Here is a 22,736-nt window from a genome sequence, read left to right on the forward strand (position 1 = left end):
TTATGTCTCCAATTCGGCATTGATTGAAAAGCCTGAGATGACGTTAAGCGCCATGACAGTATTCAGATGTTGTAGTAATGAAGGGTCTATCGCTGCGAGCATTTGGCCTGATTGAAATTCGCGTAGTAGTTGATGGCATACTTCACTAAAGTGATGACTCTCAATCTGAGAATTCTCCGCTCGTATTAACACCCCAAACTCAGGTTGGTTGATGTCTAACCCATCGAGTTGTTGCTGATAGATAGCGTGTTCAAGCGCGATAATCGTATAGTTAGAATTAATGAGCGTTATTGAATCTTTGAGATGGAATACTAAAGCACCTTGTTGCTCTGGTGGCACATCAGCTAAACCAGCCAGAGGACGTTGGTCGACATGTGATTCTGAAACGTACCTTATCAAGCTGTCTTTGTTCCATTCATAAATAGCCACTTCGCAAAGGTAAGGTGCAGCCTCAATAACCGCAGGAAAGGCTTGGATGGTTTGTTCAAAGTGTTCACCGTAACCACTAACATCACCAGAGGTTGATGGATAACTTAAGACATGTTGACGAGCCATTTGTTGGAAGCACTCTTCACCAACTAACATCTCGGTGAGTGGGTAGGTTGCAGCGAGTACCTCACTCAAGCTAATCACAAAGTTATTGCGATAAATCTGGATGCGCTGTTCATCAGTAAAATGGTCGCTCACTATGTCGCAGTGTTCACCACTGTTTTGGTAGCGTAGGGCGTTAGCAAATTCCGATTGAACTTTTGCTAGGGAGTGGCTCATGATGCGCGACTCCTTTGAATGAACTTGTCGTGTTGATACAAGATGTCACTGGCTTTGGTTGCTTCAGCCAGTAAAACTTGTGGCTCTGGGATATCTAAATCCCACTCAATCAGGGTATGGCGCGAACCATGTTGTGCTATCCAGTCAGTGTAGAGTTGCCACACTTCGTCACAGACAGGCTTGCTATGGGTGTCTATCCAGATCTCACCTTGCTCGAGTTTCTTCTTAGTGAAACCTGCCAAGTGAATCTCTTCCACTTTGTCTGCCGGTATTCCACTGAGATACTCTTCACAGCTGAAGCCATGATTAAAGGATGAGACAAAAATATTATTGAAATCGAGTAACAGTCGGCAATCAGTGCGCTTTTGTACCTCAGCCAAAAATTCCCACTCAGGAATAGTTGAATGCTTGAAGGCAAGGTAGCTCGATGGGTTCTCAATCAGCATAGGGCGTTGCAGGCTGTCTTGCACCTCGATGACATTGCGACAAAAGACCTCTAGCGCTTCTTCGGTATAAGGTAGCGGTAACAAGTCATTGAAGTAATGACCGCCTGTCTGACTCCAACTGAGATGATCGGAAACCAAGAAGGGTTCGATATCATCAATCAGATCTTTTAATTGCACAAGATGATGTTGATTGATGCGCTCAACAGAACCGAGAGACAACCCAACACCGTGACAACTGATGTTGTGTGCGTGACGAATTTCTCTGAGTTGTTGGCGTTGCGGTGATTGAGCTAAGAAGTAGTTCTCGCTGTGAACTTCTAACCAACTTACTAAGGCTGGATTTTGGCTAAAGAAGTCCAAGTGCGGTGTTCTAAGGCCAACCCCTGCGTTGGGGTGAAGAGTTTGAGTCACAACGATTCTCCTAACAAGAAGTGGAGGTGAGCTGAGTGTCAGCTCACCATACTAAGCAGCTCAATTATGATGATTGAGTGTTACCACCTGATAATTTGCCACATAGTCCTTTAGGTACGACTACGAATGCATCGGATTGGTTGTCTTCTTTTGCTGTACCCGCACATGAGCTTGTTTTAGTTGCACAATCATTTTGGCCAGCTTTTGCCACGCCGTAGCATTTTTCTTTTGCTGCTGCTTCCGCAGGTGCTGATGTAAGAACTGCGCCGCCAAACGCTAGTACACTTGTGATTGCAGCTGTAACAGCAAGATTAGAATTTTTCATAGTCATTCCCTCTAGGACTTAATAGTATTTTTACATCGCAGGTTAATGAATTGTTAACTTGCTTACTAAAAAGGATAGGTAGAACTAGGAAATAATTTCATCGCATGATAAAAAATATCAATATTAATGATGTTTTATCTTTTAAGTTGCTGAATTTATGATGTTATTTTTTGATTGTTTTTTCTTCTTATTATCCTAAACGCAGCCTAGTGTTTAGGTTATAATCAACTTTTATGTATAAATACCCAGTAGTGAGCATATCCAATGATAGATCCTTCGCTTTTACTCGATGGCCTAAACGATAAACAACGTGAGGCGGTCGCGGCACCTTTAGAAAACCTACTTATTCTGGCAGGTGCTGGCAGTGGTAAAACGCGAGTGTTGGTGCATCGTATCGCTTGGTTACAAAGCGTAGAGCAAGCATCGCCGTTCTCTATCATGTCGGTTACCTTCACCAACAAAGCGGCAGCAGAGATGCGTGGTCGTATTGAAGAGTTGATGATGGGTAGCTCGTCAGGCATGTGGAACGGTACCTTCCACGGTATTTGTCACCGCATCCTTCGTGCTCACTACCTCGATGCAAAACTGCCAGAAGATTTCCAGATCATTGATTCAGATGATCAGATTCGTTTGCTACGTCGTTTAATCAAGGCGCAAAACCTTGATGAAAAGCAGTGGCCTGCTAAGCAAGCTTCTTGGTGGATCAATGGCAAGAAAGACGAGGGATTACGCCCAAATCACATCGACGCCTACCATGATCCAATAACTCAAACGTGGTTAAAAATTTACTCTGCTTACCAAGAAGCATGTGATCGTGCTGGCTTGGTCGACTTTGCGGAAATCTTGTTGAGATCGCATGAACTATTGCGCGATAAGAAACACATCCGAGAGCACTACCAAGCTCGCTTCAAGCACATTCTTGTCGACGAATTTCAAGATACCAACAACATCCAGTACGCTTGGCTGCGCATGATGGCTGGCCCGGATTGTCGCGTGATGATCGTAGGCGATGATGACCAATCTATCTATGGCTGGCGTGGCGCTAAAATTGAAAATATTCAGAAGTTCTTGGATGAATTCCCAGGTGCTTCAACGGTTCGACTCGAACAAAACTACCGTTCAACCAAAACCATTCTTCAGGCGTCGAACGAGCTTATCTCGAACAACACCGAGCGTATGGGTAAAGAGCTGTGGACTGATGGCAACGATGGCGAGCCAATCTCAGTTTACTCAGCTTATAACGAGTTAGATGAAGCGCGTTTCACGGTTAGCAAAATCAAAGAGTGGCAAGAGAAAGGCGGTGCGTTAGAAGATACCGCGATGCTTTATCGTAATAACGCCCAATCTCGTGTGCTTGAAGAAGCGCTTATCCAAGGTGGCCTGCCTTACCGAATCTACGGTGGCATGCGATTCTTCGAGCGTCAGGAAATTAGAGATGCTTTGAGCTACCTGCGCTTAATGAGTAACCGTAGTAATGATGCGGCATTCGAACGTGTCGTTAATACGCCGACTCGTGGCTTGGGTGATAAAACGCTAGAAACGATTCGTCTTGCAGCGCGTGATCGTGGTGCAACCATGTGGGAAGCCAGTGTTGCTTTGATAGAAGAGCAAGTGCTACCTGGTCGTGCTGCGGGTGCATTGAGCCGCTTTATTGAACTTATCAATGCACTTGAAGATGACACCATAGAACTGAGACTTCATGAGCAAACCGACCAAGTGATCAAATCGTCGGGCTTGTTTGCGATGTACGAGCAAGAGAAAGGCGAGAAGTCGAAGGCACGTATTGAGAACTTGGAAGAATTGGTAACGGCAACGCGTCAGTTTGAAAAACCAGAAGAAGCGGATGAAATGAGCATGCTAACAGCGTTCTTAACTCATGCGGCTTTGGAAGCGGGTGAAGGTCAGGCTGATGAGTTTGATGATGCGGTTCAGCTCATGACTCTGCACAGTGCCAAAGGCCTAGAGTTCCCAATGGTATTCATGGTTGGTGTTGAAGAGGGCATGTTCCCAAGCCAGATGTCTGCAGAAGAAGCGGGGCGTTTAGAAGAAGAGCGTCGTCTGTGTTACGTCGGCATGACCCGTGCGATGGAGAAGCTCTACATCACTTACGCTGAAATGCGTCGTTTGTACGGTCAAGACAAGTATCACAAGCCATCTCGTTTTATTCGTGAGCTACCAGAGACATGTCTGGATGAAGTGCGTATGAAAGCGCAAGTGAGTCGCCCTGCAAGCAGTGGTCGCTTTAGCCAAACCGCCGTGAAAGAGAACTTCAATGAAACAGGCTTTAGTTTGGGCTCTCGCGTTAAACACCCTAAGTTTGGTGAAGGTACCATCATCAACTTCGAAGGAAGTGGCCCACAAAGCCGAGTTCAAGTTGCGTTCAATGGTGAAGGGATTAAGTGGTTAGTAACGGCTTACGCTCGATTAGAGCAGCTTTAATTTGCTACTTCGGCATCTAAAAATCGTTCATTATTAAAAACTAAAAGAGCAGCCAATGGCTGCTCTTTTTATTGCTTTGTACTGACCTCTATTAGGTTAATACGAGCTTAAGGCATTGCTGCCTAAAAGTGAGACTTACAGTGCTGCAAGTGCCGCTTCGTAGTTTGGTTCTTCAGTGATCTCTGCAACCAACTCGCTGTGTGTTACCACACCTTTTTCATCAACAACGACAACTGCGCGTGTTGTTAGGCCTGATAGTGGGCCTTCAGCAATCGCTACGCCGTAGTCTGATGCGAATGCAGGAGAACGGAAAGTTGAAGCGTGTTGAACGCCTTCAATGCCTTCTAGTTCGCAGAAGCGACCCGCAGCAAACGGTAGGTCAGCAGAAATACAAACAACAACCGTGTTCTCAAGTTCTGCCGCTTTTGCGTTGAACGTGCGTACGCTCGTTGCACAAGTTGCTGTGTCGATGCTTGGGAAGATGTTTAGGACTACTTTCTTGCCTTCAAGAGAAGCAAGAGTCAGTTCAGAAAGATCGCCTGCAGTAAGTGCAAAGCTTGGTGACTTTTCACCTGTTTGTGGGAATGTGCCTGTTAGCGGTACAGCAGCGCCTTTGAAGGTAACGTGTGACATGAATTTGTCCTTAGTTTAATTATGGTTATGAAACTAGTTGAGCCTAGTTCGACTTACGTTACTCGGAAGTGGTTAAGAAGTGAATGCTTTAAATGTCAGAATTGTAATCAAAGGTCTTTGATTTATTTGTTTGAGAGAGGAATAAATGAAACGACAGATAAAGAAAAACCCCGAGAGCTTGCGCTCATCGGGGTCTATAGTCTTACTCGCAGCAATCCGGCTACTAAGTGTGCTCCATGCATCAAATCCATGATAGTGTGCTGTTATCCTTCAGCGTATTCCTTTCGTCGCCTTCCTAGCGGTGTCCTTGATCTTATCCTGATCTGCCAACAATCCTCGTTAGCGCGCGTCACTTGTTCCTTGAGCGGTGTCCTTTACATCATCCTGATGTTCAGTCCTTTCCTCGTCCAGAGGTGTCCATTGTCTTTCCTTAGTAGCAACCATCCTAGTTACTATTGCGTCCATTCAATGTCCATTTCGCTATCCATGCCGATTATTCATCCTGAGTAATCGAATCTTCATCCTGAAGATAACCAAATCCTTGGCGTTTCCTGTTCCGTGTCAGCATCCTTCCGACACCATTCATATTACCGATTCCTTATTTATCAGCAATGGTGCATAAGCGAATTTCTATATAATTATTTGAGTGATAAATGTACGTATCTTTTTAATTCAATTGGTTACGACGTTAGGGTGACTAATTTCGTCATCAAATATCGATATTTACTCACTGCCTTGTGAGAGATCTCGCACAAGGCCGCGAGTAAAAAGGGAGGGTTATTCCCTACTGACCAATGGCTGCACCTTCACGACGAGGGTCTGCAGCGCCTTCTAAACCATCTTTTGTGATGCGAATCGCGTGTAAACCGGAGTTAAGATCGCGAACGTTGACCTCAAATCCCATCTTTTCTAGCTCAGGTTTGAAGTTTTCCGCCGATGTTCCTTTTTCCAAATCTAAGGTACCGAAGCGGTTTAGGAAGTGCGGTTGGTTGATGGCTTGCTGAATATCCATGTCCCATTGGGTATGCGCAATGATCGCTTGTGCGACATAACCTATGATACGGCTGCCGCCCGGAGAACCAATCGCCATGTAAGGTTTATCGTCTTGCATGATGATGGTCGGTGCCATTGAAGAGCGCGGACGCTTGCCCGGTTCAAGTCGGTTGGCGATAGGCTTACCATCGTTATGGGTCTTGAATGAGAAATCCGTCAGTTCGTTGTTGAGTAGGAAACCTCTCACCATCAAACGTGAGCCAAAGGCATTCTCAATGGTGGTGGTCATCGAAACGACATTGCCATCGCTATCAACAATATTGAAGTGGCTGGTGGACGGCAATTCAATAGAAACATCTTGGCTTTGCAGCATTGCATGATCCCACGGTGGCGTGCCCGATGGTGCGCTTTCTAATGCCTTGCCTGCGGTAATTAACTGAGCACGTTCCTGCAAATAGTCAGTATTGACTAACCCTTGGGTTGGCATTGGCACGTAATCTTGATCGGCCATATACATACCACGGTCTGCAAAGGCTAGGCGAGAAGCGTCTGCTAACACCTGCCAAGATTTCGCGTCGTTTGGTCCCCATGATTTGAGGTCAAACTGCTCGGTCATTGCTAAGATCTGCCCAACCGTTAATGCGCCTGAACTTGGTGGTCCCATTCCACATACTTGATAGCTTTCATAAGCAGAACAAACTGGCTCACGTTGCTTAATTGAATACGCGTCGAAATCTTTCTGCGCCAACACGCCAGGGTTACCTTTCGCTGTCTGTACTGTGTTGATAATGTCGGTAGAAATCTCACCTTGGTAGAAGGCCTTAGCACCGTTCTTCGAGATAACTTTTAACGTTGCCGCGTATTCTGGGTTCTTAAGTTGAGTCCCCGCTGTTTTCGGGCTGCCATCGGCATTGAAGAAGTAAGCCTTAGTTGTCGCAAATCGGCTTAGTCGCTCTTGGTCACTTTCAATCAAGGTAGCTAAACGTGGGCTGATGGTAAAACCTTTTTCAGCCAGTTGAGCGATGGGCTTAATCAGTGATGCCCACTCTAATTTTCCGTATTTCTGGTGAGTGTCCCACAGCAATTGCACCGTGCCCGGTGTCGCAACTGAGCGACCACCAACCACTGCATCATAGAATTTAAGCGGTTGTCCGTTTTCGTCTTGGAATAGACGTGGTGTGGCATCAAGTGGTGCAGTTTCACGACCATCGTAGGTTTTGAGTTGCTTGTCCTTGCCATCAAAATAAACAAGGAACGCACCACCACCAATACCTGATGACTGAGGTTCTACCAAGCCAAGCATTAGCTGCACCGCTACCATGGCATCAATGGCGTTACCACCACGAGTAAGCACATCAGCTCCAGCCTGTGTTGCTAATGGGTTGGCTGCTGTGACCATCCAGTCATTGGCTTTAACGAGTTGTTTGGTTTCTAAACCACTACTTTGTTCGGGTGCGACGGAATCGGCAGCTTGATTTGCCCAACTGACGTGAGAGGCAAAAAGTAGGGTAGAAGTGGCGAGGGTTGTTAGTTTTGTTTTCCACTGCATGATCTTCTCCTTTTAATATGCAGAGCTAGATTGGCAGTGGAAAGATGAGATAGCCAGAGCATTGTTAACGAATTGTAATCTTGATTCGAATTTAAGCGATTAAACCGGACAGTGACTGCCAAAGAATACTCGTGCCAATAAGGCTGAATAACACGCCACACAAGCCATCGATGTAAACGGTCGCTTCGCTGAGTTTCTTCTGCAGTGTTTTGGTTGAAAGCATCCACGCCAGCAGTGAGAACCAAAACAGTGAGAGGCCAAATAGGATGATCAGGGCAAAGCCTTTGCCTGACAGCGACATATCCGCAGGGACTAAGCTCGACATTAAACTAATAAAGAACACCAAAGCCTTTGGGTTGAGAATGTTGGTCATAAACCCTTTAGAAAATGCATCTCGCTTGTTGGTCAGAATCAGATCTTTAGAATTAACGGTATCGGCGTCATCGTCGTGGTTCTGAATGATTTGCCAGGTTGCTTTAAGTGCACCGTAGCCTAAGTACAGTAAGTAGCTACCGCCGGCCAATTGGATAATGGCAAATAGTGTGGGTTGCTGGTGGACTAGGTAACTGATTCCCGTCAGGCTCAGCAATGAGTGCAGCAAGATCCCGCAAGATAAGCCAAGCGCAATGTACAAGCCTGTCTGGCGTCCGTGACGCGTCGCATTTTGCACGACTAACGCAAAGTCAGGGCCGGGGCTCATTAAAGCGATGAAGTGGATAGAGGCTAGGGTGATCAGTATGGTGACTTCGTTCATCATCAGTTCTCAATAACGTTGCCGCTATTTTTAAATAAGTAATCGTATTGAGCGTAGCTTACCGTGATTTGAAATCGAGCAATTGTAAATTATCAACACTTAGTTGATTTGTGAGGGTGGTACGCCGAACGTGGTTTTGAAAGCCTTAGAGAAGTGTGCCTGATCATAGAAGCCTACTTGGTGCGCAACCTTAGTACCACATATCCCAGACTTAATCAGGCGCATGCTTTGTTCCATGCGTAAACGGCTTAGCCATGCATAAGGCGTAATGCCCATTTTGTTTTTAAAATGGCGTTGGAATTGAGTCGTGGTTAAACCACACAACTCAGACAGTTGTTCTAATCGCACTGGTTGATCCAAATTCGCCATCAAATAGTCTTTTAGTGTATCAATCGATTGATTACCCAGTTTGATGTCGCTTTTCGATCCAAATTTCGCATAACGATCGACAATCGTCGAGAATCCTTCGAAAGGTAAGCAGTCTTGAGCGAGTTGGCTGATGTTTTGATTGATTAACAGGCCATGTAAGTTGCGTAATTGTGAAAATGCAGCTTGATCGGAGAGGATCAACTCAGAAAAGCCAAATGTGTGACCATTTTCCTTGGGATCGGCAAGATCTTGAAACCATTGGGGAGAAACCGCAAACACACTGACTTGATAACCCGAATCGAGCTTGGAGTGCCCATCATGCAACTCATCGGGTGGCATGATAACAACTTGGCCAGCACCAACATTATGGCTCGTCCCTTTATAGACGAATTTCTGCTGTCCTTGGGTAATTAAGCCAATGTGAAAGTCCAAATGATAGTGGCGCTGAAAGGCAAACTCTTGGTACTGAGCTTGGATCAGGCTGATATCTTCTGTTGGGGTAGAGTAGTAGTGGACTTTATCCATGGTACAAAAAAGCTTGGTCAAATAGTCATCAATTCAACCAAGCTTATCTTCGTATTAAGGGATTGTCTTGTAAAAAACGATCAGTGTTACTGCTTAGCGCGTTTGTTCTTCTTGTTGTTACGTAGGCCATCAAAGCTGAAAATCACCAGAGCGCCCCAAATAAAGGCGAAGGTAATCGCTTTATCTGAAGTAAAGGCTTCACCGTAAATAAGGACCGCCAGTAAGAACATTAAGCTTGGGCCGATGTACTGGAAGAAACCGAGTGTCGATAGCTTCAAGCGGGTTGCAGCGCCAGTAAAACAAAGCAGTGGAACCGTGGTGATCACACCTGCTGCAACCAATAATAGATTGAGTTGCATTGGGTTCATCGATAAATCTGACGTTGCACTGTCTGCGATAAACAATAGGTACGTTGCGGCGATAGGCAGCATCACCAGCGTCTCAATGAATAAGCCAGTTTGAGCTTCCAAGCTCACCTTTTTACGTAGCAGGCCATAGAAACCAAAGCTGAAGGCTAGGGCAATGGCAACGATCGGCACAGAGCCAAACGCGATCAATTGAATTATCACGCCAATCGCAGCCAGAGCAACCGCAAACCATTGAAGCTTGCGTAAGCGTTCGCCAAGGAAGAACATCCCGAGCAACACGTTAATCAGCGGATTGATGTAATAGCCTAAGCTGGCATCGAGCATGTGATTGGAATTCACCGCCCAAATAAAAATAAGCCAGTTGGCGCCCACTAAAATCGAAGTGGCGACTAAATAGAGCATTTTGGGTTTGGAGGTGAGGGTGTCTCGAACCTTACGCCAGCCACGACTCATGTGCAGTAGAAAAGCGAGTAGGAAAAAAGACCATACTACACGGTGGCTAAGAATCTCAAATGGGGATACTTCACTTAAAGATTTGAAATATATGGGAGCGATTCCCCACATGGTGTAAGCGGCAACGGCAAGCAAAATTCCCTGTCGCGTACGTTGTTGGTCGTCTTGTGTCATGTAACTTTCTCTAGCACTGAGTGCTTATTAATAAGATTTATAAAGAGAGTTGGTCAGTATAGGAGCGTTAACCCTTTTCACCTAACAATTTGCGGTTTAATTCGCCAGCGTTCCCCTCTACAATGTGCGCCTTGCTTGCCAATGCTGCACGCTGACTTTATACCTTGATTAGGAACCACAATGACCGCCACTCTGATTGCTGAGCAAACACCAACTCCCGCGAATGATGCGCAAGATATCTTACAAGATGTCTTTGGTTATCAAAGCTTTCGTGATGGTCAGCAAGAGGTCATAGACCTAGCCGTTGAAGGCAAAGACAGCTTGGTGATTATGCCAACCGGTGGTGGTAAGTCTCTGTGTTACCAGATCCCGGCTTTAGTGCGTGATGGGCTGACTTTGGTTATCTCACCGCTGATTTCGTTGATGAAAGACCAGGTTGATCAGCTGAAAGCTAACGGCGTCGCGGCTGAGTGCATAAACTCATCGATGCCACGCGATCAACTGTTGAGCGTGTTTAACCGCATGAACTCAGGCCAGTTGAAGATGGTTTATGCTTCGCCAGAGCGTGTGTTGATGCGTGACTTCATCGAGCGCTTACAAGGCTTACCGCTTTCGATGATTGCGGTGGATGAGGCTCACTGTATCTCTCAGTGGGGACACGATTTCCGCCCTGAATATGCTTTGCTAGGCCAGTTTAAACAGTATTTCCCGCATGTGCCTTATATGGCGCTGACAGCAACCGCTGACGATGCGACGCGCAAAGATATTATCTCGCGTTTGCAGCTAGTGGAGCCGCACACGTACTTAGGCAGCTTCGATCGCCCTAACATTCGCTACAACCTAGTTGAGAAGCACAAACCCGTGTCTCAGGTGGTTCGCTACCTAGAAACACAGAAAGGCAATTGCGGCATCATCTATTGTGGCAGCCGTAAGAAAGTGGAGATGGTGACCGAGAAGCTGTGCAATAACGGTATTCGCGCTGCTGGTTACCATGCTGGCATGGACACCGACGAACGTGCTTACGTTCAAGAAGCTTTCCAACGTGATGATATTCAGATCGTGGTCGCGACTGTGGCCTTCGGTATGGGCATCAATAAACCCAACGTACGCTTTGTGGTGCACTTTGATATCCCACGCAACATCGAATCTTACTATCAAGAGACAGGCCGTGCAGGTCGTGATGGCTTGCCTGCTGAAGCTATGATGTTGTTTGACCCTGCTGATATGGGTTGGCTGCGTCGTATGCTGGATGAGAAAGAAGAAGGCCCGCAAAAACAAGTTGAGATGCACAAGCTGAACGCGATGAGTGCCTTTGCCGAAGCGCAAACGTGTCGTCGTCAGGTTCTGTTGAACTACTTTGGCGAATATCGCGAGAAGCAATGTGGCAACTGCGATATCTGCCTAGATCCACCAAAACACTTTGATGCGACCCAAGAGGCACAAAAGGCGTTGTCTTGTGTGTACCGCGTTAATCAGTCATTTGGTATGGGCTATGTGGTGGAAGTGATGCGCGGTATGCAGAACATCCGTGTCCGCGATAATGGTCACGATAAACTTTCTACTTACGGTATCGGCCGCGACCATAGCCACGATTACTGGATCAGTATCTTCCGTCAGCTGATTCACAAAGGTTTGTTGTTCCAAAACATCACTCGTAACTCAACATTACAGTTAACAGAAGAAGCTCGACCGCTATTGCGTGGTGAGATGTCTTTGGAGTTGGCTGTACCTCGTTTAGATACAGCAGTGCGTAATGCGAAGTCCGATAAACTGAGCAGTAAGAACTACGATAAGAAGCTGTTTGCCAAACTGCGTAAGCTGCGTAAGTCGATTGCTGATGAAGATGGTTTGCCACCATACGTGGTATTCAGTGATGCGACGCTGATTGATATGGCCGAAATCCTACCCACATCTTATGGCGAGATGCTGGCGGTAAATGGCGTTGGTCAGCGTAAACTTGATAAGTACGCAGACCCATTCTTAGATTTGATTCAAGAACACATCACCACACACGGCTAGCTTGCAAGAAACGACTAGCTTATAAAAACGATTGGCTTATAGAAAAAGAATAAGGTTGATAGGGACATGACAACACCAACAGAATTTGGCTTAAGAGAGTATTTGGCTGAGGAAGGGCGTTTATTGATTACGTCTCCAAGTTTTGATTTTGATTCTTATGAAGTACTAGGTGAAAAGCTGGTGGCATTGCTGTCAGCGTCAGTTGTTGAAAAGCAATGGGACGCCGATATGCATTCTTGGTTGATTGATTTTGAAGATTGTCGGATGTTTTTAAAGTCTGAACATTACAGTGAATCAATCTGGTTTGAGTCGTTAAACGCTGAAGAAAGCCGAGAAGAGTTCGATTATCTCGCGACGCTTTTCAAGCGCGGTTTCTAACTTTTTGCATGGCTTCTGAAACGTAGCTTCTAAACCTGGCTTTTGAAACTTGGCTTCTAACGTCACTCATCAATAAAAGTGAGGATAAACGTTTGCGTTTGTTCTCACCGTTGCAGCCAATATTGATTAATGTATAATCGCCCGCCGCTCAATAGAGCAAATTCTAGAAACATTTTTAATTCACATTATTGGTAAGAGCTTTCTTAGTTTATTCGAAGAAATGACTCGATTTGGGTTCCCTCACCCCCAAACCAAACTAAAAAGGTACAGCATGAGTAACTTTACCCCTGCGCAACAGCGCAAAGCCCTAGCACTATTAGTTTTGTTCCATTTAGTGATTATTGCGTCAAGCAACTATTTGGTTCAGCTACCTTTTACCGTCTTCGGTATGCACACCACTTGGGGTGCTTTCACTTTCCCGTTTATCTTCCTAGCGACCGATCTCACAGTACGCATTTTTGGCGCGCAGCTTGCTCGTAAAATCATTTTCTTAGTGATGTTGCCTGCACTGGCCGTTTCTTATTTATTGTCTGTGGTGTTCTTTGAAGGTTCATTCCAAGGCTTTAGCCAACTAGGCGAGTTCAACCTGTTTGTTGCACGCATCGCAGCGGCAAGCTTCATGGCTTATTTGCTCGGTCAGATCTTGGATGTGCATGTGTTCAACCGCTTACGCCAAATGAAGCAATGGTGGGTTGCACCAACGTGTTCGACACTTTTTGGTAATGCCATTGATACGATCGCGTTCTTTGCGATTGCTTTCTACCAAAGCCCAGATCCATTCATGGCTGAGCACTGGACTGAGATTGCGTTGGTTGATTACGGATTCAAGCTTATCATCAGCTTAGGCTTGTTCGTGCCTATGTACGGTGTGCTTCTAAATTACGTAGTTAAGAAGCTAACTGCTGTGAACCCTGACTTTAAAGCGACAGGTGTTAACGCTTAAGTTTGAGATTTGTAACACAAAGCATTAATGCAGCGATAAGAAAAAGCCCAAGTTAGTCTACTAACTTGGGCTTTTTTAATTTCTAGCGTCAGATACTAATATCAGAGGCATTTAATATTCAATGGCCAGCCAATATCGGTTTGTCTATTCGACTCGATCTCTAGCTCAGCAGCGGTCAGCGGGTTTTCTGCTAGCCATTGCTTAGAAAGCGTCAAGGTCAGATTGTTGTCATCCGTCGTCAGCTTGAACTCAGGCTCAAGCGCTGGATTACGACGGTGAGTCAACAAAATAGCTAAACGCAGAATTCGTAAAATACGCTTGCTGCTGGTACCTGAGATTGCATGTTGCTCTGGCAATGAAGTTAACTGTTCGCGGTAGCGACGTGTTAACTCACCCAAGCAGTGCTTTTGCGCTCGAGTAAAGCCTGGTAGGTCTAAGTTCTGCAGTAGGTAAGCACTGTGCTCGCCGCCTTTTTTGAAATCGATTGTTAAACCAATCTCATGAAGCTTCGCCGCTGTGTGTAATAGCACACCTGCTTGAGGTTCAGAAACCCACGTTTCGGCGCCCGCTTGCTCTAATAGAGTCTGTGCGACTACAGCAACTTGTTCACTGTAGCTTACGTCCATTTGGTAGCGTGATTGCACGCTCTTAATGGTACGAGCGCGAATATCTTCTTGGCGAAACTCATCAACCATCTCGTAGGCGAGACCTTCACGGAGTGCGCCGCCAGCGAGTGTCATTGAATCAATTTCAAGCAACTCAAAAATCGCGATAAGAATAGAAAGACCACTTGGGAACACTAGTGCGCGCTCAAGGGTTAAGCCTTCAATCTCAAGCTCTTCTAAGCGCTCTGTAATCATCGCTTGTTTTTGTAGGCGCTTGAGTTTGGCATGAGTAATAACTTCATCCATGCCTTGCGCCAACATGATTTCTTGCAGTGCTTGAACGGTACCACTGGCGCCAACACACACATCCCATCCGATATCAGTGTAGCTATCTAGGATAGGAGCTAACGTAGACTTAGCCGCTTCAATGGCATTGTTGAAGTTAGTTGCGGTTAATTGGCGATCTTTAAAGTGGCGTTCAAGCCAAGTAACACAACCCATCTTCAGGCTGGTTAAGGCTTTGGCTGAGAAGCCTTCACCGATGATCATCTCTGTACTTGCACCACCAATATCAACCACTAGTCGGCGGCCGCTACCACCAGAAGTGTGTGCTACGCCTTTATAGATAGTCGCAGCTTCTTCTTCACCAGAGATAACATTGATGTTGTAACCAAGGATCTGGTTCGCTTTCGCGAGAAATATATCCACATTGATAGCGGTACGTAGGGTCGCTGTACCAACAATGCGGATATTTTCTTTCGGAATATCTTGCAGTCGCTCTGCAAAGAGACTCAAACAGTCCCAACCGCGCTGCATGGCTTCAGTACTAAGCGCATTATTTTCATCTAAGCCTGCAGCTAAACGAACTTTGCGCTTAATTTTAGCCATGGTTTGTACGCTGCCATCGATATGACGCACAACGAGCATATGAAAACTGTTCGACCCGAGGTCGATTGCAGCATAAAGCGGTGGTGACACTGTTTGACTCATAAGCGACTAAGCTTCCTTGTTATGACGCGGTTGGCGTGGGCGACGGTTCTGGTTTGGTTTACGGTTACCGTTGCGTGGGCCATTGTTGTTTGAGCGGCGTTGTTGCGGGTTACGTGTACGTAAACGCATCGGTGCTGGCAGATCTTCCAGTAGTGCAGAAGCATCGTAGTCAGACATTGGGATAGCATGCTCAATGTATTCTTCGATTGGTGGCAAGTTGATTGCGTAATCTTCACAAGCAAAGCTGATCGAGTGACCGCTTTCACCAGCACGACCTGTACGGCCGATACGGTGAACGTAATCTTCACAATCGTCAGGTAGGTCAAAGTTGAATACGTGTGTTACTTGAGGGATGTGTAGGCCACGTGCTGCAACATCTGTTGCGACAAGCAGGTCAACATCACCTTTAGTGAATTGCTCAAGAATCTTTTCACGTTTCTTCTGAGGAACATCGCCGGTTAGTAGGCCAACACGGTGACCATCGGCAGCCAAGTGGCCCCAAACTGATTCACACTTGTGCTTAGTGTTAGCGAAGATGATTGCGCGATCTGGCCACTCTTCTTCGATTAATGTTTGTAGAAGAGCCATCTTATGTTCGTTAGAAGGGTAGAACAGCTCTTCTTGAATACGGTGACCAGTCTTACGCTCAGGTTCAACAACGACATGCTCTGGGTTGTGCATGTGTTCGAATGCAAGTTCTTGTACGCGGTAAGACAGCGTCGCAGAGAACAGCATGTTTAGGCGATCTTTTGGCTCAGGCATACGACGGAACAAGAATCGGATGTCTTTGATGAAACCAAGATCGAACATGCGATCAGCTTCGTCAAGAACAACTGCTTGAATGTGGTTAAGGTTAAATACCTTTTGCTTGTAGAAATCGATGATGCGGCCAGTTGTACCAATTAAGATATCAGCGCCTTCTTCGATCTTACCTAGTTGCTTATCGTAGCTTTCGCCACCGTAAGCTAATGCTGCCTTGATACCTGTGCTTGCAACCAGAGAGTCAGCATCGTTGTAGATCTGAATCGCGAGTTCACGCGTTGGTGCCATAATAATCGCACGTGGCTGGTTAGGCTTACGGCCTTCATGCTCAGGTGTTTTTAGCAGGTGATTAAAAGTAGCAGTAAGAAACGCAAGCGTTTTACCAGTACCCGTTTGGGCCTGGCCTGCAATGTCTTGGCCGGTGAGCAGTACCGGGAGCGCCAAGGCTTGGATAGGGGTACAATAGTCGAACCCTTTTTTCTCCAATCCTTCAATGACTTGCGGAAGTAAATCCAAGTCGGCGAACTTTTGCTCTGTGATATGCGTCTTTTTCATTGCTATAGAATATCAGCTTAAGCTTGCAATACGAAAGTAAATACATTCCAATAGGGCATCTATTTACTGGTTATCATCCAACCAGTTCTAAAAAATACATTGGAGTGGAAGATGAGTGATAAGATTTTGCAGCTAACTGATGACGGTTTTGATAACGATGTAATCAACGCTGCAGGCCCTGTTCTTGTTGATTTTTGGGCAGAATGGTGTGGTCCATGTAAAATGATTGCGCCGATTCTTGATGAAATCGCAAACGAGTACGAAGGTCAGCTCACAATCGGTAAATTAAATATCGACCAAAATGCTGGTACTCCACCAAAATTCGGTATTCGCGGTATTCCAACGCTACTTCTTTTCAAAGACGGTGGCGTAGCAGCAACTAAAGTTGGTGCATTGTCTAAAACTCAACTTAAAGAGTTCCTAGACGCTAACCTATAATCAGGTGAGTATTTGAAAAGAAACCGCGCAGTTAACAAATGCGCGGTTTTGTTTTTTCTAAGCTATGGACTAGTCTTAGTTTTAGTGCTAATTTATCGCACGTTAATTGAACAAATTCTCTTCTTGGTCGAGCCTGTGACCAAATCCTTCTTAACTTAAGAAAACAGACCCTATTTTGACTAAACAAACTTCCACCACTATGAATCTTACTGAACTGAAGAACAGACCTGTGTCTGAACTTGTTAAACTTAGCGAAAGCCTAGGTCTTGAAAATCAAGCTCGCTTAAGAAAACAAGACATTATCTTCTCCATCCTTAAAGCACACGCAAAAAGTGGTGAGGACATCTTTGGTGATGGTGTTCTAGAAATTCTTCAAGACGGTTTTGGCTTCCTACGTAGCGCAGACAGCTCATACCTTGCTGGTCCTGATGATATTTATGTATCACCGAGCCAGATTCGTCGTTTTAACCTTCGTACAGGTGACTCTATTGGCGGTAAAATCCGTCCACCTAAAGATGGCGAACGTTACTTTGCTCTGCTTAAAGTAAATACGGTTAACTACGATAAACCAGATAACGCTCGTAACAAGATTCTTTTCGAAAACCTTACTCCTCTTCACGCCAACGAACGTATGGTGATGGAAGCGGGTAATGGTGCAACTGAAGATATCACAGCTCGTATTCTTGACCTTGCTTCTCCAATCGGTAAAGGTCAGCGTGGTCTGATTGTTGCTCCGCCAAAAGCGGGTAAGACAATGCTTCTGCAAAATATTGCTCAAAGCATTGCCCGTAACCATCCTGAGTGTGAACTAATGGTTCTACTTATCGATGAGCGTCCAGAAGAAGTAACAGAAATGCAGCGCCTAGTTAAAGGCGAAGTGATCGCATCGACGTTTGATGAACCAGCATCTCGCCACGTACAAGTAGCAGAAATGGTAATCGAGAAGGCGAAGCGTCTTGTTGAACACAAGAAAGACGTGGTTATCCTACTGGATTCAATTACTCGTCTAGCTCGTGCTTACAACACTGTGATTCCTTCATCAGGTAAAGTTCTTACTGGTGGTGTTGATGCGAATGCTCTACATCGTCCAAAGCGTTTCTTCGGTGCGGCACGTAACGTAGAAGAAGGCGGTAGCTTAACTATCATCGCAACAGCACTGGTTGATACTGGTTCTAAGATGGATGAAGTTATCTACGAAGAATTCAAAGGTACAGGTAACATGGAACTGCACCTTAACCGTAAGATTGCTGAAAAACGCGTATTCCCAGCGATTGATTTCAACCGATCTGGTACTCGTCGTGAAGAGCTTCTTACCAAGAACGATGAACTACAGAAGATGTGGATTCTGCGTAAGATTGTTCACCCAATGGGCGAAATCGATGCGATGGAATTCCTTATCGACAAGCTAGCAATGACTAAAACGAACGATGAGTTCTTTGACGCAATGCGTCGTCAGTAGTATTGATTAGCTTATAGTTATTAAAAAGCGCTGCCTTCGGGTGGCGCTTTTTATTTGCATTTTGTAGCGACAGCTTGCAGAATGGGCAAAAGTGTTACGAGGAAGTTAAAATGCAACATGGACTGTTGTCATCATTACTCCTGTCTACTTCACTGTTACTTTCACCGGTTGGTATGAGTTATGCCACCGAGATGTCTCCACTTACAGTAGAGTCTTGGCTTGAGAATGATCAAGTAAAACTGAAAACTGCTGAATTACTCGAGCTTGTCGTGCGTGACGAAGTCAATTCGCTACGCTTTTCGCTTGAGCGTCTGACATTTCCCCAGCAAGAGGTGGCTCGTTACCGGCTCTTGAAGAAGATCGAACAGCAAGAGATCGTTCTCACCCCTAAGATGTCTATTTTCATAGAACAGCAACTCGCTATCACGCCGACCTACCAAGTATTAGAGCGTGGGGATGGCTACGAGTTTACGGTACCTGCTTTTAATTACCCTTCGATTGCTAATCGACTGATCAAGCAATGGCACCAAGACCAGAAGACACTGGTGTTTGTACTGGATGCAGAAAAGCAGACACTTAACCTTAATGAGTGGTTGTCAGGGCCTGAGTATCAAGTTCAAACACGAGAAGCGCTACTAATTCGAGAGCTAGACAGTTTGTCTCCTGAAGCGGTCGACTATCTGACTAGGCAACTCACCGCATCTTCTATTGTTAGCTGGTTACCCTCTACCGAGGTGGTAGTTCGATTAGCGCAAGTGAGCGAAGACCCTGAGGTCTATAAGATTCTATGGCGAATGAAGGCCGATTATCATAGCCAAGCAGAGTTAGAGCGACTTGCTAAAACTAAACAAACGTTCGCGTTGGAACAGGTAATGGCAGCGACTAAGAATCCTCGTTTGAAAGATGAAGCGATTACTTTGCTTACCAAGGTGAACCCGCTATCAGAAGAGGTGAAGCAGTTCCTTGTCTCTAGGATGGCGATTGCCGATGAAGCGCCATTAGTCGCCCGTGAATTAGCTAAACAAGGTCACACGCGCTGGTTGCAAGATCTTGTGAATGATAACCCTCAGGTGAAGAGCTCTTTGATCGAGCAAGCATTACCGTAAAGTGGATTTTGCCTCTCAATAACCACACTAAAAAGGGGGATCTCAGCGTCACCCTTTTTGATATACTGAGCGCAGAATAATCAGCATGTAGAAGCCCTATGAGTTTTAAAGATTTACGTGATTTTGTCGACCATCTTGAAAGCATTGGTCAGTTGAAACGCATTTCTCACCCTGTCGACCCAGACTATGAAATGACCGAGATTAGCGACCGTACTCTACGTGCTGGTGGCCCGGCTCTTTTATTTGAAAATCCCGTAGGCTATGACATGCCTGTTTTGACCAATCTATTCGGTACACCTGATCGGGTAGCCATTGGTATGGGGCGTCAAGAGGTCAAAGAGTTACGCGAAGTAGGTAAGTTGCTTGCTTACTTAAAAGAACCCGAGCCACCAAAAGGCTTTAAAGACGCTATCGATAAGCTGCCTGTGTTTAAGCAGGTCTTAAATATGCCAGCTAAGCGTCTTCGTAAGGCGGCCTGTCAACAAATCGTATGGCAGGGTGATGACGTCGACCTAGATAAAATTCCGGTGATGAGCTGTTGGGCGGACGATGTCGCGCCGTTGCTAACGTGGGGTTTAACGGTTACTCGTGGTCCAAACAAGAAACGCCAAAACTTAGGTATCTATCGTCAACAGAAGATCGGCAAGAATAAAATCATCATGCGTTGGTTGGCCCACCGTGGTGGAGCGCTTGATCTACGTGATTGGATGGAAACCAACCCAGGCAAGCCATTCCCTGTATCGGTAGCGTTTGGTGCCGATCCTGCCACCATTCTTGGTGCCGTTACGCCAGTTCCAGATACCTTATCGGAATACGCGTTTGCCGGCTTGTTACGTGGCAGTAAAACTGAGGTCGTTAAATCAATCAGTAACGACCTAGAAGTGCCAGCGAGTGCTGAAATCGTAATGGAAGGTTATATCGACCCGAATGAGTTCGCAGACGAAGGACCATACGGAGACCATACTGGTTACTACAACGAGAAAGAAAAGCATCATGTGTTTACTATTACTCATGTAACCATGCGCGAGAATCCGATCTATCACAGTACCTATACTGGCCGTCCACCTGATGAGCCTGCAGTATTAGGTGTTGCGTTAAATGAAGTGTTTGTTCCTATTCTTCAAAAGCAATTCCCAGAGATAGAAGACTTCTACTTGCCACCTGAAGGTTGTTCTTACCGAATGGCAGTAGTGACCATGAAGAAGCAATACCCAGGTCACGCTAAGCGAGTGATGATGGGTGTATGGTCTTTCCTACGCCAATTCATGTACACCAAATTTGTTTTGGTATGCGATGAGGATGTTAACGCACGTGATTGGTCTCAAGTGACCGCTGCTATGTGTGAACATATGGATCCGTCTCGTGATAGCCTGATGATAGAGAACACACCTATCGATTCACTAGACTTCGCATCGCCAGTGGTAGGTTTAGGCTCAAAAATGGGTTTAGACATTACTAAGAAGTGGGATGCGGAGCTGGCACTATCGCCTAATGCTAAACCTTTACCTATAGACAGTCAGCATATTGAAGGTTGCCTAGCTGAGCTAGCCGAAACCTTCCCTGAAATTATTGATATTCATTTGCAGAATGACAATGCGTGCATGGTCGTTGTGTCTATCGATAAGCAAGCTGCAGGTAACGGTAAGAAAATCATTGAAGCGGTTTGGTCTCAGTTTGATGAGAACAAGTTTGTCATCGTATGTGATAGTGACGTTAACGTCAGTGACTGGAATGACATTATCTGGGCGGTGACCACAAGAATGGATCCGGCAAGAGATACGTTCTTCCTGAAAAACCAAACTGGACACTCAAAAATGGGTCTAGATGCGACGAACAAGTTTGAAGGTGAATGCCTGCGTGAGTGGGGTGTTCCAATCACTAAGAACCCAGACGTCGTTAAAAAGATTGATAGCATTTGGGAACAACTAGGAATCTCATGAGCTTCCAAGTAATCTTATACCCAGAAAATATCAGTTTTACCGTAGAAAAAGGGCAAACGGTTTTGGATGCTGCGCTCAACAGCAATATCAATTTTCCAAACCGCTGCCAAGTTGGTGCATGCGCTATGTGTATGTGCAAAAAATTAGAAGGCAAAGTGAGTTACCACCTTGAACCCATGCTCACAGAGAAAGAGCAGTTACAAGGTTGGATTTTTGCTTGCCAAGCATTTGCAGAAAGTAATTTAGTTCTAACCTTTGCCGATTAAGGGTTAGTGAGAGGAAGAACATGACTATTAAATGTAAAGTGAAATCTATCGAGCCTTTGGCTTGTAACACTTACCAAATCCTACTTCACCCAGAAATACCGGTAGCTTTTAAAGCGGGCCAATACTTGATGGTTGAAATGGGTGAAAAAGACAAGCGTCCATTTTCGATTGCAAGCAGCCCTTGTCGTCATGAAGGCGAGCTTGAGTTACACATTGGTGCAGCTGAGCACAATGCTTACGCTTCAGAAGTTGTTGAGGCAATGAAGAAAGCGCAAGCGGAAGATGGCGACATAGCTATTGATGCTCCGCACGGTGATGCGTGGGTTAAAGAAGAAAGCGATCGTCCTCTGTTACTAATTGCTGGTGGTACTGGCTTCAGCTACGTGCGCTCTATTCTCGATCACTGCATCGCGCAGAACAGTAAAAAAGAGATTCATCTATACTGGGGCGCAAAAGATGAGTGCCAGCTGTACGCGAAAGAAGAGCTTGTCGACATTGCAGCAAAACACAGCAATGTGCATTTTGTACCAGTAGTAGAAGAAGCACCTGAAGTTTGGCACGGTCAAACGGGTAACGTACTTGAAGCAATCACGCAAAGTTTCGAATCATTAGCTGATTTTGATATCTACATTGCGGGCCGTTTCGAAATGGCAGGTGCTGCAAGAGACTTGTTTACTCAGAATAAAGAAGCAAAGCGTGACCATATGTACGCAGATGCTTACGCGTTTATCTAAGATTTCTTTCAGATTTAGAGCAAAAAGAGAGCAGAAATGCTCTCTTTTTTCCGTTTAGGTGAACTATTAAGCACTTAAGCTTTGTTTATTCATTTTTCATGAAAAAGTAGTTGCTAAGCTGAGAGGGTTCCCTATAATGCGACACCACTGAGACGGCAGGCGCCACAAGGCTTCAGCAAGAATCAGTCAGACGGAAAGCGACAAAAATTAATTTTCAAAAAGTGTTTGACACTGAATGTTAATTCGCTAGAATGGCCGTCCACTTTGAGAGGCTCCTTACTTAAAAGGAACGCTCAACAAGTGAAGCTCTTTAACAATTTAAACCTATCAATCT

General features: G+C 45.5%; 20 protein-coding genes. 10 read left to right on the plus strand and 10 right to left on the minus strand.

All coding sequences use genetic code 11. The features are described 5' to 3' along the window. From ACED42_RS14615 to ACED42_RS14625, 3 genes are all read right to left on the minus strand, one after another. Complete coding sequence (locus tag ACED42_RS14615) at nt 1–768, minus strand: DNA-binding domain-containing protein (protein WP_371703076.1); 768 nt, start codon at nt 766–768, stop codon at nt 1–3. Next, nucleotides 765–1,625, minus strand: a complete 861-nt coding sequence (locus ACED42_RS14620) for a DUF692 domain-containing protein (RefSeq protein WP_371703078.1) — start codon at nt 1,623–1,625, stop codon at nt 765–767. The genes ACED42_RS14615 and ACED42_RS14620 overlap by 4 nt, the downstream gene beginning before the upstream one ends. Nucleotides 1,626–1,689: 64 nt before the next feature. Continuing rightward, the gene (locus ACED42_RS14625) at nt 1,690–1,950 is read right to left on the minus strand and encodes a DUF2282 domain-containing protein (RefSeq protein ID WP_004736650.1); all 261 of its coding nucleotides are present in this window, start codon (nt 1,948–1,950) and stop codon (nt 1,690–1,692) included. Nucleotides 1,951–2,214: 264 nt separating this feature from the next. Here ACED42_RS14625 and uvrD point away from each other — a divergent pair, with 264 nt between their 5' ends. Then, nucleotides 2,215–4,389 (plus strand): DNA helicase II, encoded by a 2,175-nt coding sequence (gene uvrD / locus ACED42_RS14630; protein WP_371703080.1) that lies wholly within the window; start codon nt 2,215–2,217, stop codon nt 4,387–4,389. Between the two features lie 135 nt (nt 4,390–4,524). Here the strand turns inward: uvrD and tpx are convergent, their stop codons facing one another. The 5 genes from tpx to rarD form a co-directional block, all read right to left on the minus strand. After that, complete coding sequence (gene tpx / locus ACED42_RS14635; protein ID WP_009848186.1) at nt 4,525–5,022, minus strand: thiol peroxidase; 498 nt, start codon at nt 5,020–5,022, stop codon at nt 4,525–4,527. 784 nt (nt 5,023–5,806) lie between these two features. Beyond that, nucleotides 5,807–7,564 carry a gamma-glutamyltransferase gene (ggt, locus tag ACED42_RS14640; RefSeq protein ID WP_371703082.1) on the minus strand — a complete coding sequence of 586 codons (1,758 nt, stop codon included), beginning with the start codon at nt 7,562–7,564 and terminating at the stop codon, nt 5,807–5,809. 91 nt (nt 7,565–7,655) lie between these two features. After that, nucleotides 7,656–8,318 carry a LysE family translocator gene (locus ACED42_RS14645; RefSeq protein WP_371703094.1) on the minus strand — a complete coding sequence of 221 codons (663 nt, stop codon included), beginning with the start codon at nt 8,316–8,318 and terminating at the stop codon, nt 7,656–7,658. Nucleotides 8,319–8,417: 99 nt separating this feature from the next. Further along, nucleotides 8,418–9,212 carry an AraC family transcriptional regulator gene (locus ACED42_RS14650; RefSeq protein ID WP_371703084.1) on the minus strand — a complete coding sequence of 265 codons (795 nt, stop codon included), beginning with the start codon at nt 9,210–9,212 and terminating at the stop codon, nt 8,418–8,420. An 86-nt stretch (nt 9,213–9,298) separates the two neighbouring features. Further along, nucleotides 9,299–10,207: an EamA family transporter RarD gene (gene rarD, locus ACED42_RS14655; protein WP_371703086.1), complete on the minus strand. Its 909-nt coding sequence runs from the start codon at nt 10,205–10,207 to the stop codon at nt 9,299–9,301. Between the two features lie 180 nt (nt 10,208–10,387). On the opposite strand from rarD, the gene recQ reads away from it, so the two are divergent. From recQ to ACED42_RS14670, 3 genes are all read left to right on the plus strand, one after another. Next, a complete protein-coding gene (gene recQ, locus ACED42_RS14660) occupies nt 10,388–12,226 on the plus strand; it encodes an ATP-dependent DNA helicase RecQ (protein ID WP_371703088.1) in 1,839 nt (612 codons plus the stop codon). A gap of 66 nt (nt 12,227–12,292) precedes the next feature. Then, nucleotides 12,293–12,604, plus strand: coding sequence for a DUF3630 family protein (locus ACED42_RS14665; protein WP_009848192.1), 312 nt, complete (start codon nt 12,293–12,295; stop codon nt 12,602–12,604). 271 nt (nt 12,605–12,875) lie between these two features. Then, a complete protein-coding gene (locus ACED42_RS14670) occupies nt 12,876–13,547 on the plus strand; it encodes a 7-cyano-7-deazaguanine/7-aminomethyl-7-deazaguanine transporter (protein ID WP_004736638.1) in 672 nt (223 codons plus the stop codon). A 101-nt stretch (nt 13,548–13,648) separates the two neighbouring features. On the opposite strand, the gene gppA is transcribed toward ACED42_RS14670, so the two are convergent. Next, nucleotides 13,649–15,142, minus strand: a complete 1,494-nt coding sequence (gppA, locus tag ACED42_RS14675; RefSeq protein WP_371703090.1) for a guanosine-5'-triphosphate,3'-diphosphate diphosphatase — start codon at nt 15,140–15,142, stop codon at nt 13,649–13,651. Between the two features lie 6 nt (nt 15,143–15,148). Continuing rightward, nucleotides 15,149–16,459, minus strand: a complete 1,311-nt coding sequence (rhlB, locus tag ACED42_RS14680; protein WP_009848195.1) for an ATP-dependent RNA helicase RhlB — start codon at nt 16,457–16,459, stop codon at nt 15,149–15,151. Between the two features lie 111 nt (nt 16,460–16,570). Here rhlB and trxA point away from each other — a divergent pair, with 111 nt between their 5' ends. The 6 genes from trxA to fre all read left to right on the plus strand — a co-directional run bounded on the left by trxA (nt 16,571) and on the right by fre (nt 22,402). Continuing rightward, nucleotides 16,571–16,897 carry a thioredoxin TrxA gene (gene trxA / locus ACED42_RS14685; RefSeq protein ID WP_009848196.1) on the plus strand — a complete coding sequence of 109 codons (327 nt, stop codon included), beginning with the start codon at nt 16,571–16,573 and terminating at the stop codon, nt 16,895–16,897. Between the two features lie 199 nt (nt 16,898–17,096). After that, on the plus strand, nt 17,097–18,356 hold the full coding sequence (gene rho / locus ACED42_RS14690; protein ID WP_009848197.1) for a transcription termination factor Rho: 1,260 nt from the start codon (nt 17,097–17,099) through the stop codon (nt 18,354–18,356). 110 nt (nt 18,357–18,466) lie between these two features. After that, nucleotides 18,467–19,462 (plus strand): hypothetical protein, encoded by a 996-nt coding sequence (locus tag ACED42_RS14695; RefSeq protein ID WP_371703092.1) that lies wholly within the window; start codon nt 18,467–18,469, stop codon nt 19,460–19,462. A gap of 98 nt (nt 19,463–19,560) precedes the next feature. Beyond that, complete coding sequence (gene ubiD, locus ACED42_RS14700) at nt 19,561–21,402, plus strand: 4-hydroxy-3-polyprenylbenzoate decarboxylase (RefSeq protein WP_017103319.1); 1,842 nt, start codon at nt 19,561–19,563, stop codon at nt 21,400–21,402. Next, nucleotides 21,399–21,668 carry a 2Fe-2S iron-sulfur cluster-binding protein gene (locus ACED42_RS14705; protein WP_102249494.1) on the plus strand — a complete coding sequence of 90 codons (270 nt, stop codon included), beginning with the start codon at nt 21,399–21,401 and terminating at the stop codon, nt 21,666–21,668. The genes ubiD and ACED42_RS14705 overlap by 4 nt, the downstream gene beginning before the upstream one ends. Before the next feature lie 20 nt (nt 21,669–21,688). After that, entirely contained in the window at nt 21,689–22,402 is a 714-nt protein-coding gene (gene fre, locus ACED42_RS14710) for an NAD(P)H-flavin reductase (protein ID WP_280613138.1), read from the plus strand. Nucleotides 22,403–22,736 lie beyond the last annotated feature (334 nt).

Origin of the sequence: Vibrio sp. FF145 (genome assembly GCF_041439075.1) — a bacterium.
Classification (GTDB): Bacteria; Pseudomonadota; Gammaproteobacteria; order Enterobacterales; family Vibrionaceae; genus Vibrio; species Vibrio tasmaniensis_A.

Bases quoted from the DNA above. Each gene is read 5' to 3' on its own strand.
- rhlB (WP_009848195.1), bottom strand. From the start codon at position 16,459: ATGAAAAAGACGCATATCACAGAGCAAAAGTTCGCCGACTTGGATTTA.
- recQ (WP_371703088.1), top strand. From the start codon at position 10,388: ATGACCGCCACTCTGATTGCTGAGCAAACACCAACTCCCGCGAATGAT.
- ACED42_RS14705 (WP_102249494.1), top strand. From the start codon at position 21,399: ATGAGCTTCCAAGTAATCTTATACCCAGAAAATATCAGTTTTACCGTA.
- ACED42_RS14625 (WP_004736650.1), bottom strand. From the start codon at position 1,950: ATGAAAAATTCTAATCTTGCTGTTACAGCTGCAATCACAAGTGTACTA.
- tpx (WP_009848186.1), bottom strand. From the start codon at position 5,022: ATGTCACACGTTACCTTCAAAGGCGCTGCTGTACCGCTAACAGGCACA.
- ubiD (WP_017103319.1), top strand. From the start codon at position 19,561: ATGAGTTTTAAAGATTTACGTGATTTTGTCGACCATCTTGAAAGCATT.
- ACED42_RS14615 (WP_371703076.1), bottom strand. From the start codon at position 768: ATGAGCCACTCCCTAGCAAAAGTTCAATCGGAATTTGCTAACGCCCTA.
- ACED42_RS14650 (WP_371703084.1), bottom strand. From the start codon at position 9,212: ATGGATAAAGTCCACTACTACTCTACCCCAACAGAAGATATCAGCCTG.
- rarD (WP_371703086.1), bottom strand. From the start codon at position 10,207: ATGACACAAGACGACCAACAACGTACGCGACAGGGAATTTTGCTTGCC.
- fre (WP_280613138.1), top strand. From the start codon at position 21,689: ATGACTATTAAATGTAAAGTGAAATCTATCGAGCCTTTGGCTTGTAAC.
- ggt (WP_371703082.1), bottom strand. From the start codon at position 7,564: ATGCAGTGGAAAACAAAACTAACAACCCTCGCCACTTCTACCCTACTT.
- trxA (WP_009848196.1), top strand. From the start codon at position 16,571: ATGAGTGATAAGATTTTGCAGCTAACTGATGACGGTTTTGATAACGAT.
- ACED42_RS14645 (WP_371703094.1), bottom strand. From the start codon at position 8,318: ATGAACGAAGTCACCATACTGATCACCCTAGCCTCTATCCACTTCATC.
- rho (WP_009848197.1), top strand. From the start codon at position 17,097: ATGAATCTTACTGAACTGAAGAACAGACCTGTGTCTGAACTTGTTAAA.
- uvrD (WP_371703080.1), top strand. From the start codon at position 2,215: ATGATAGATCCTTCGCTTTTACTCGATGGCCTAAACGATAAACAACGT.
- ACED42_RS14670 (WP_004736638.1), top strand. From the start codon at position 12,876: ATGAGTAACTTTACCCCTGCGCAACAGCGCAAAGCCCTAGCACTATTA.
- gppA (WP_371703090.1), bottom strand. From the start codon at position 15,142: ATGAGTCAAACAGTGTCACCACCGCTTTATGCTGCAATCGACCTCGGG.
- ACED42_RS14665 (WP_009848192.1), top strand. From the start codon at position 12,293: ATGACAACACCAACAGAATTTGGCTTAAGAGAGTATTTGGCTGAGGAA.
- ACED42_RS14695 (WP_371703092.1), top strand. From the start codon at position 18,467: ATGCAACATGGACTGTTGTCATCATTACTCCTGTCTACTTCACTGTTA.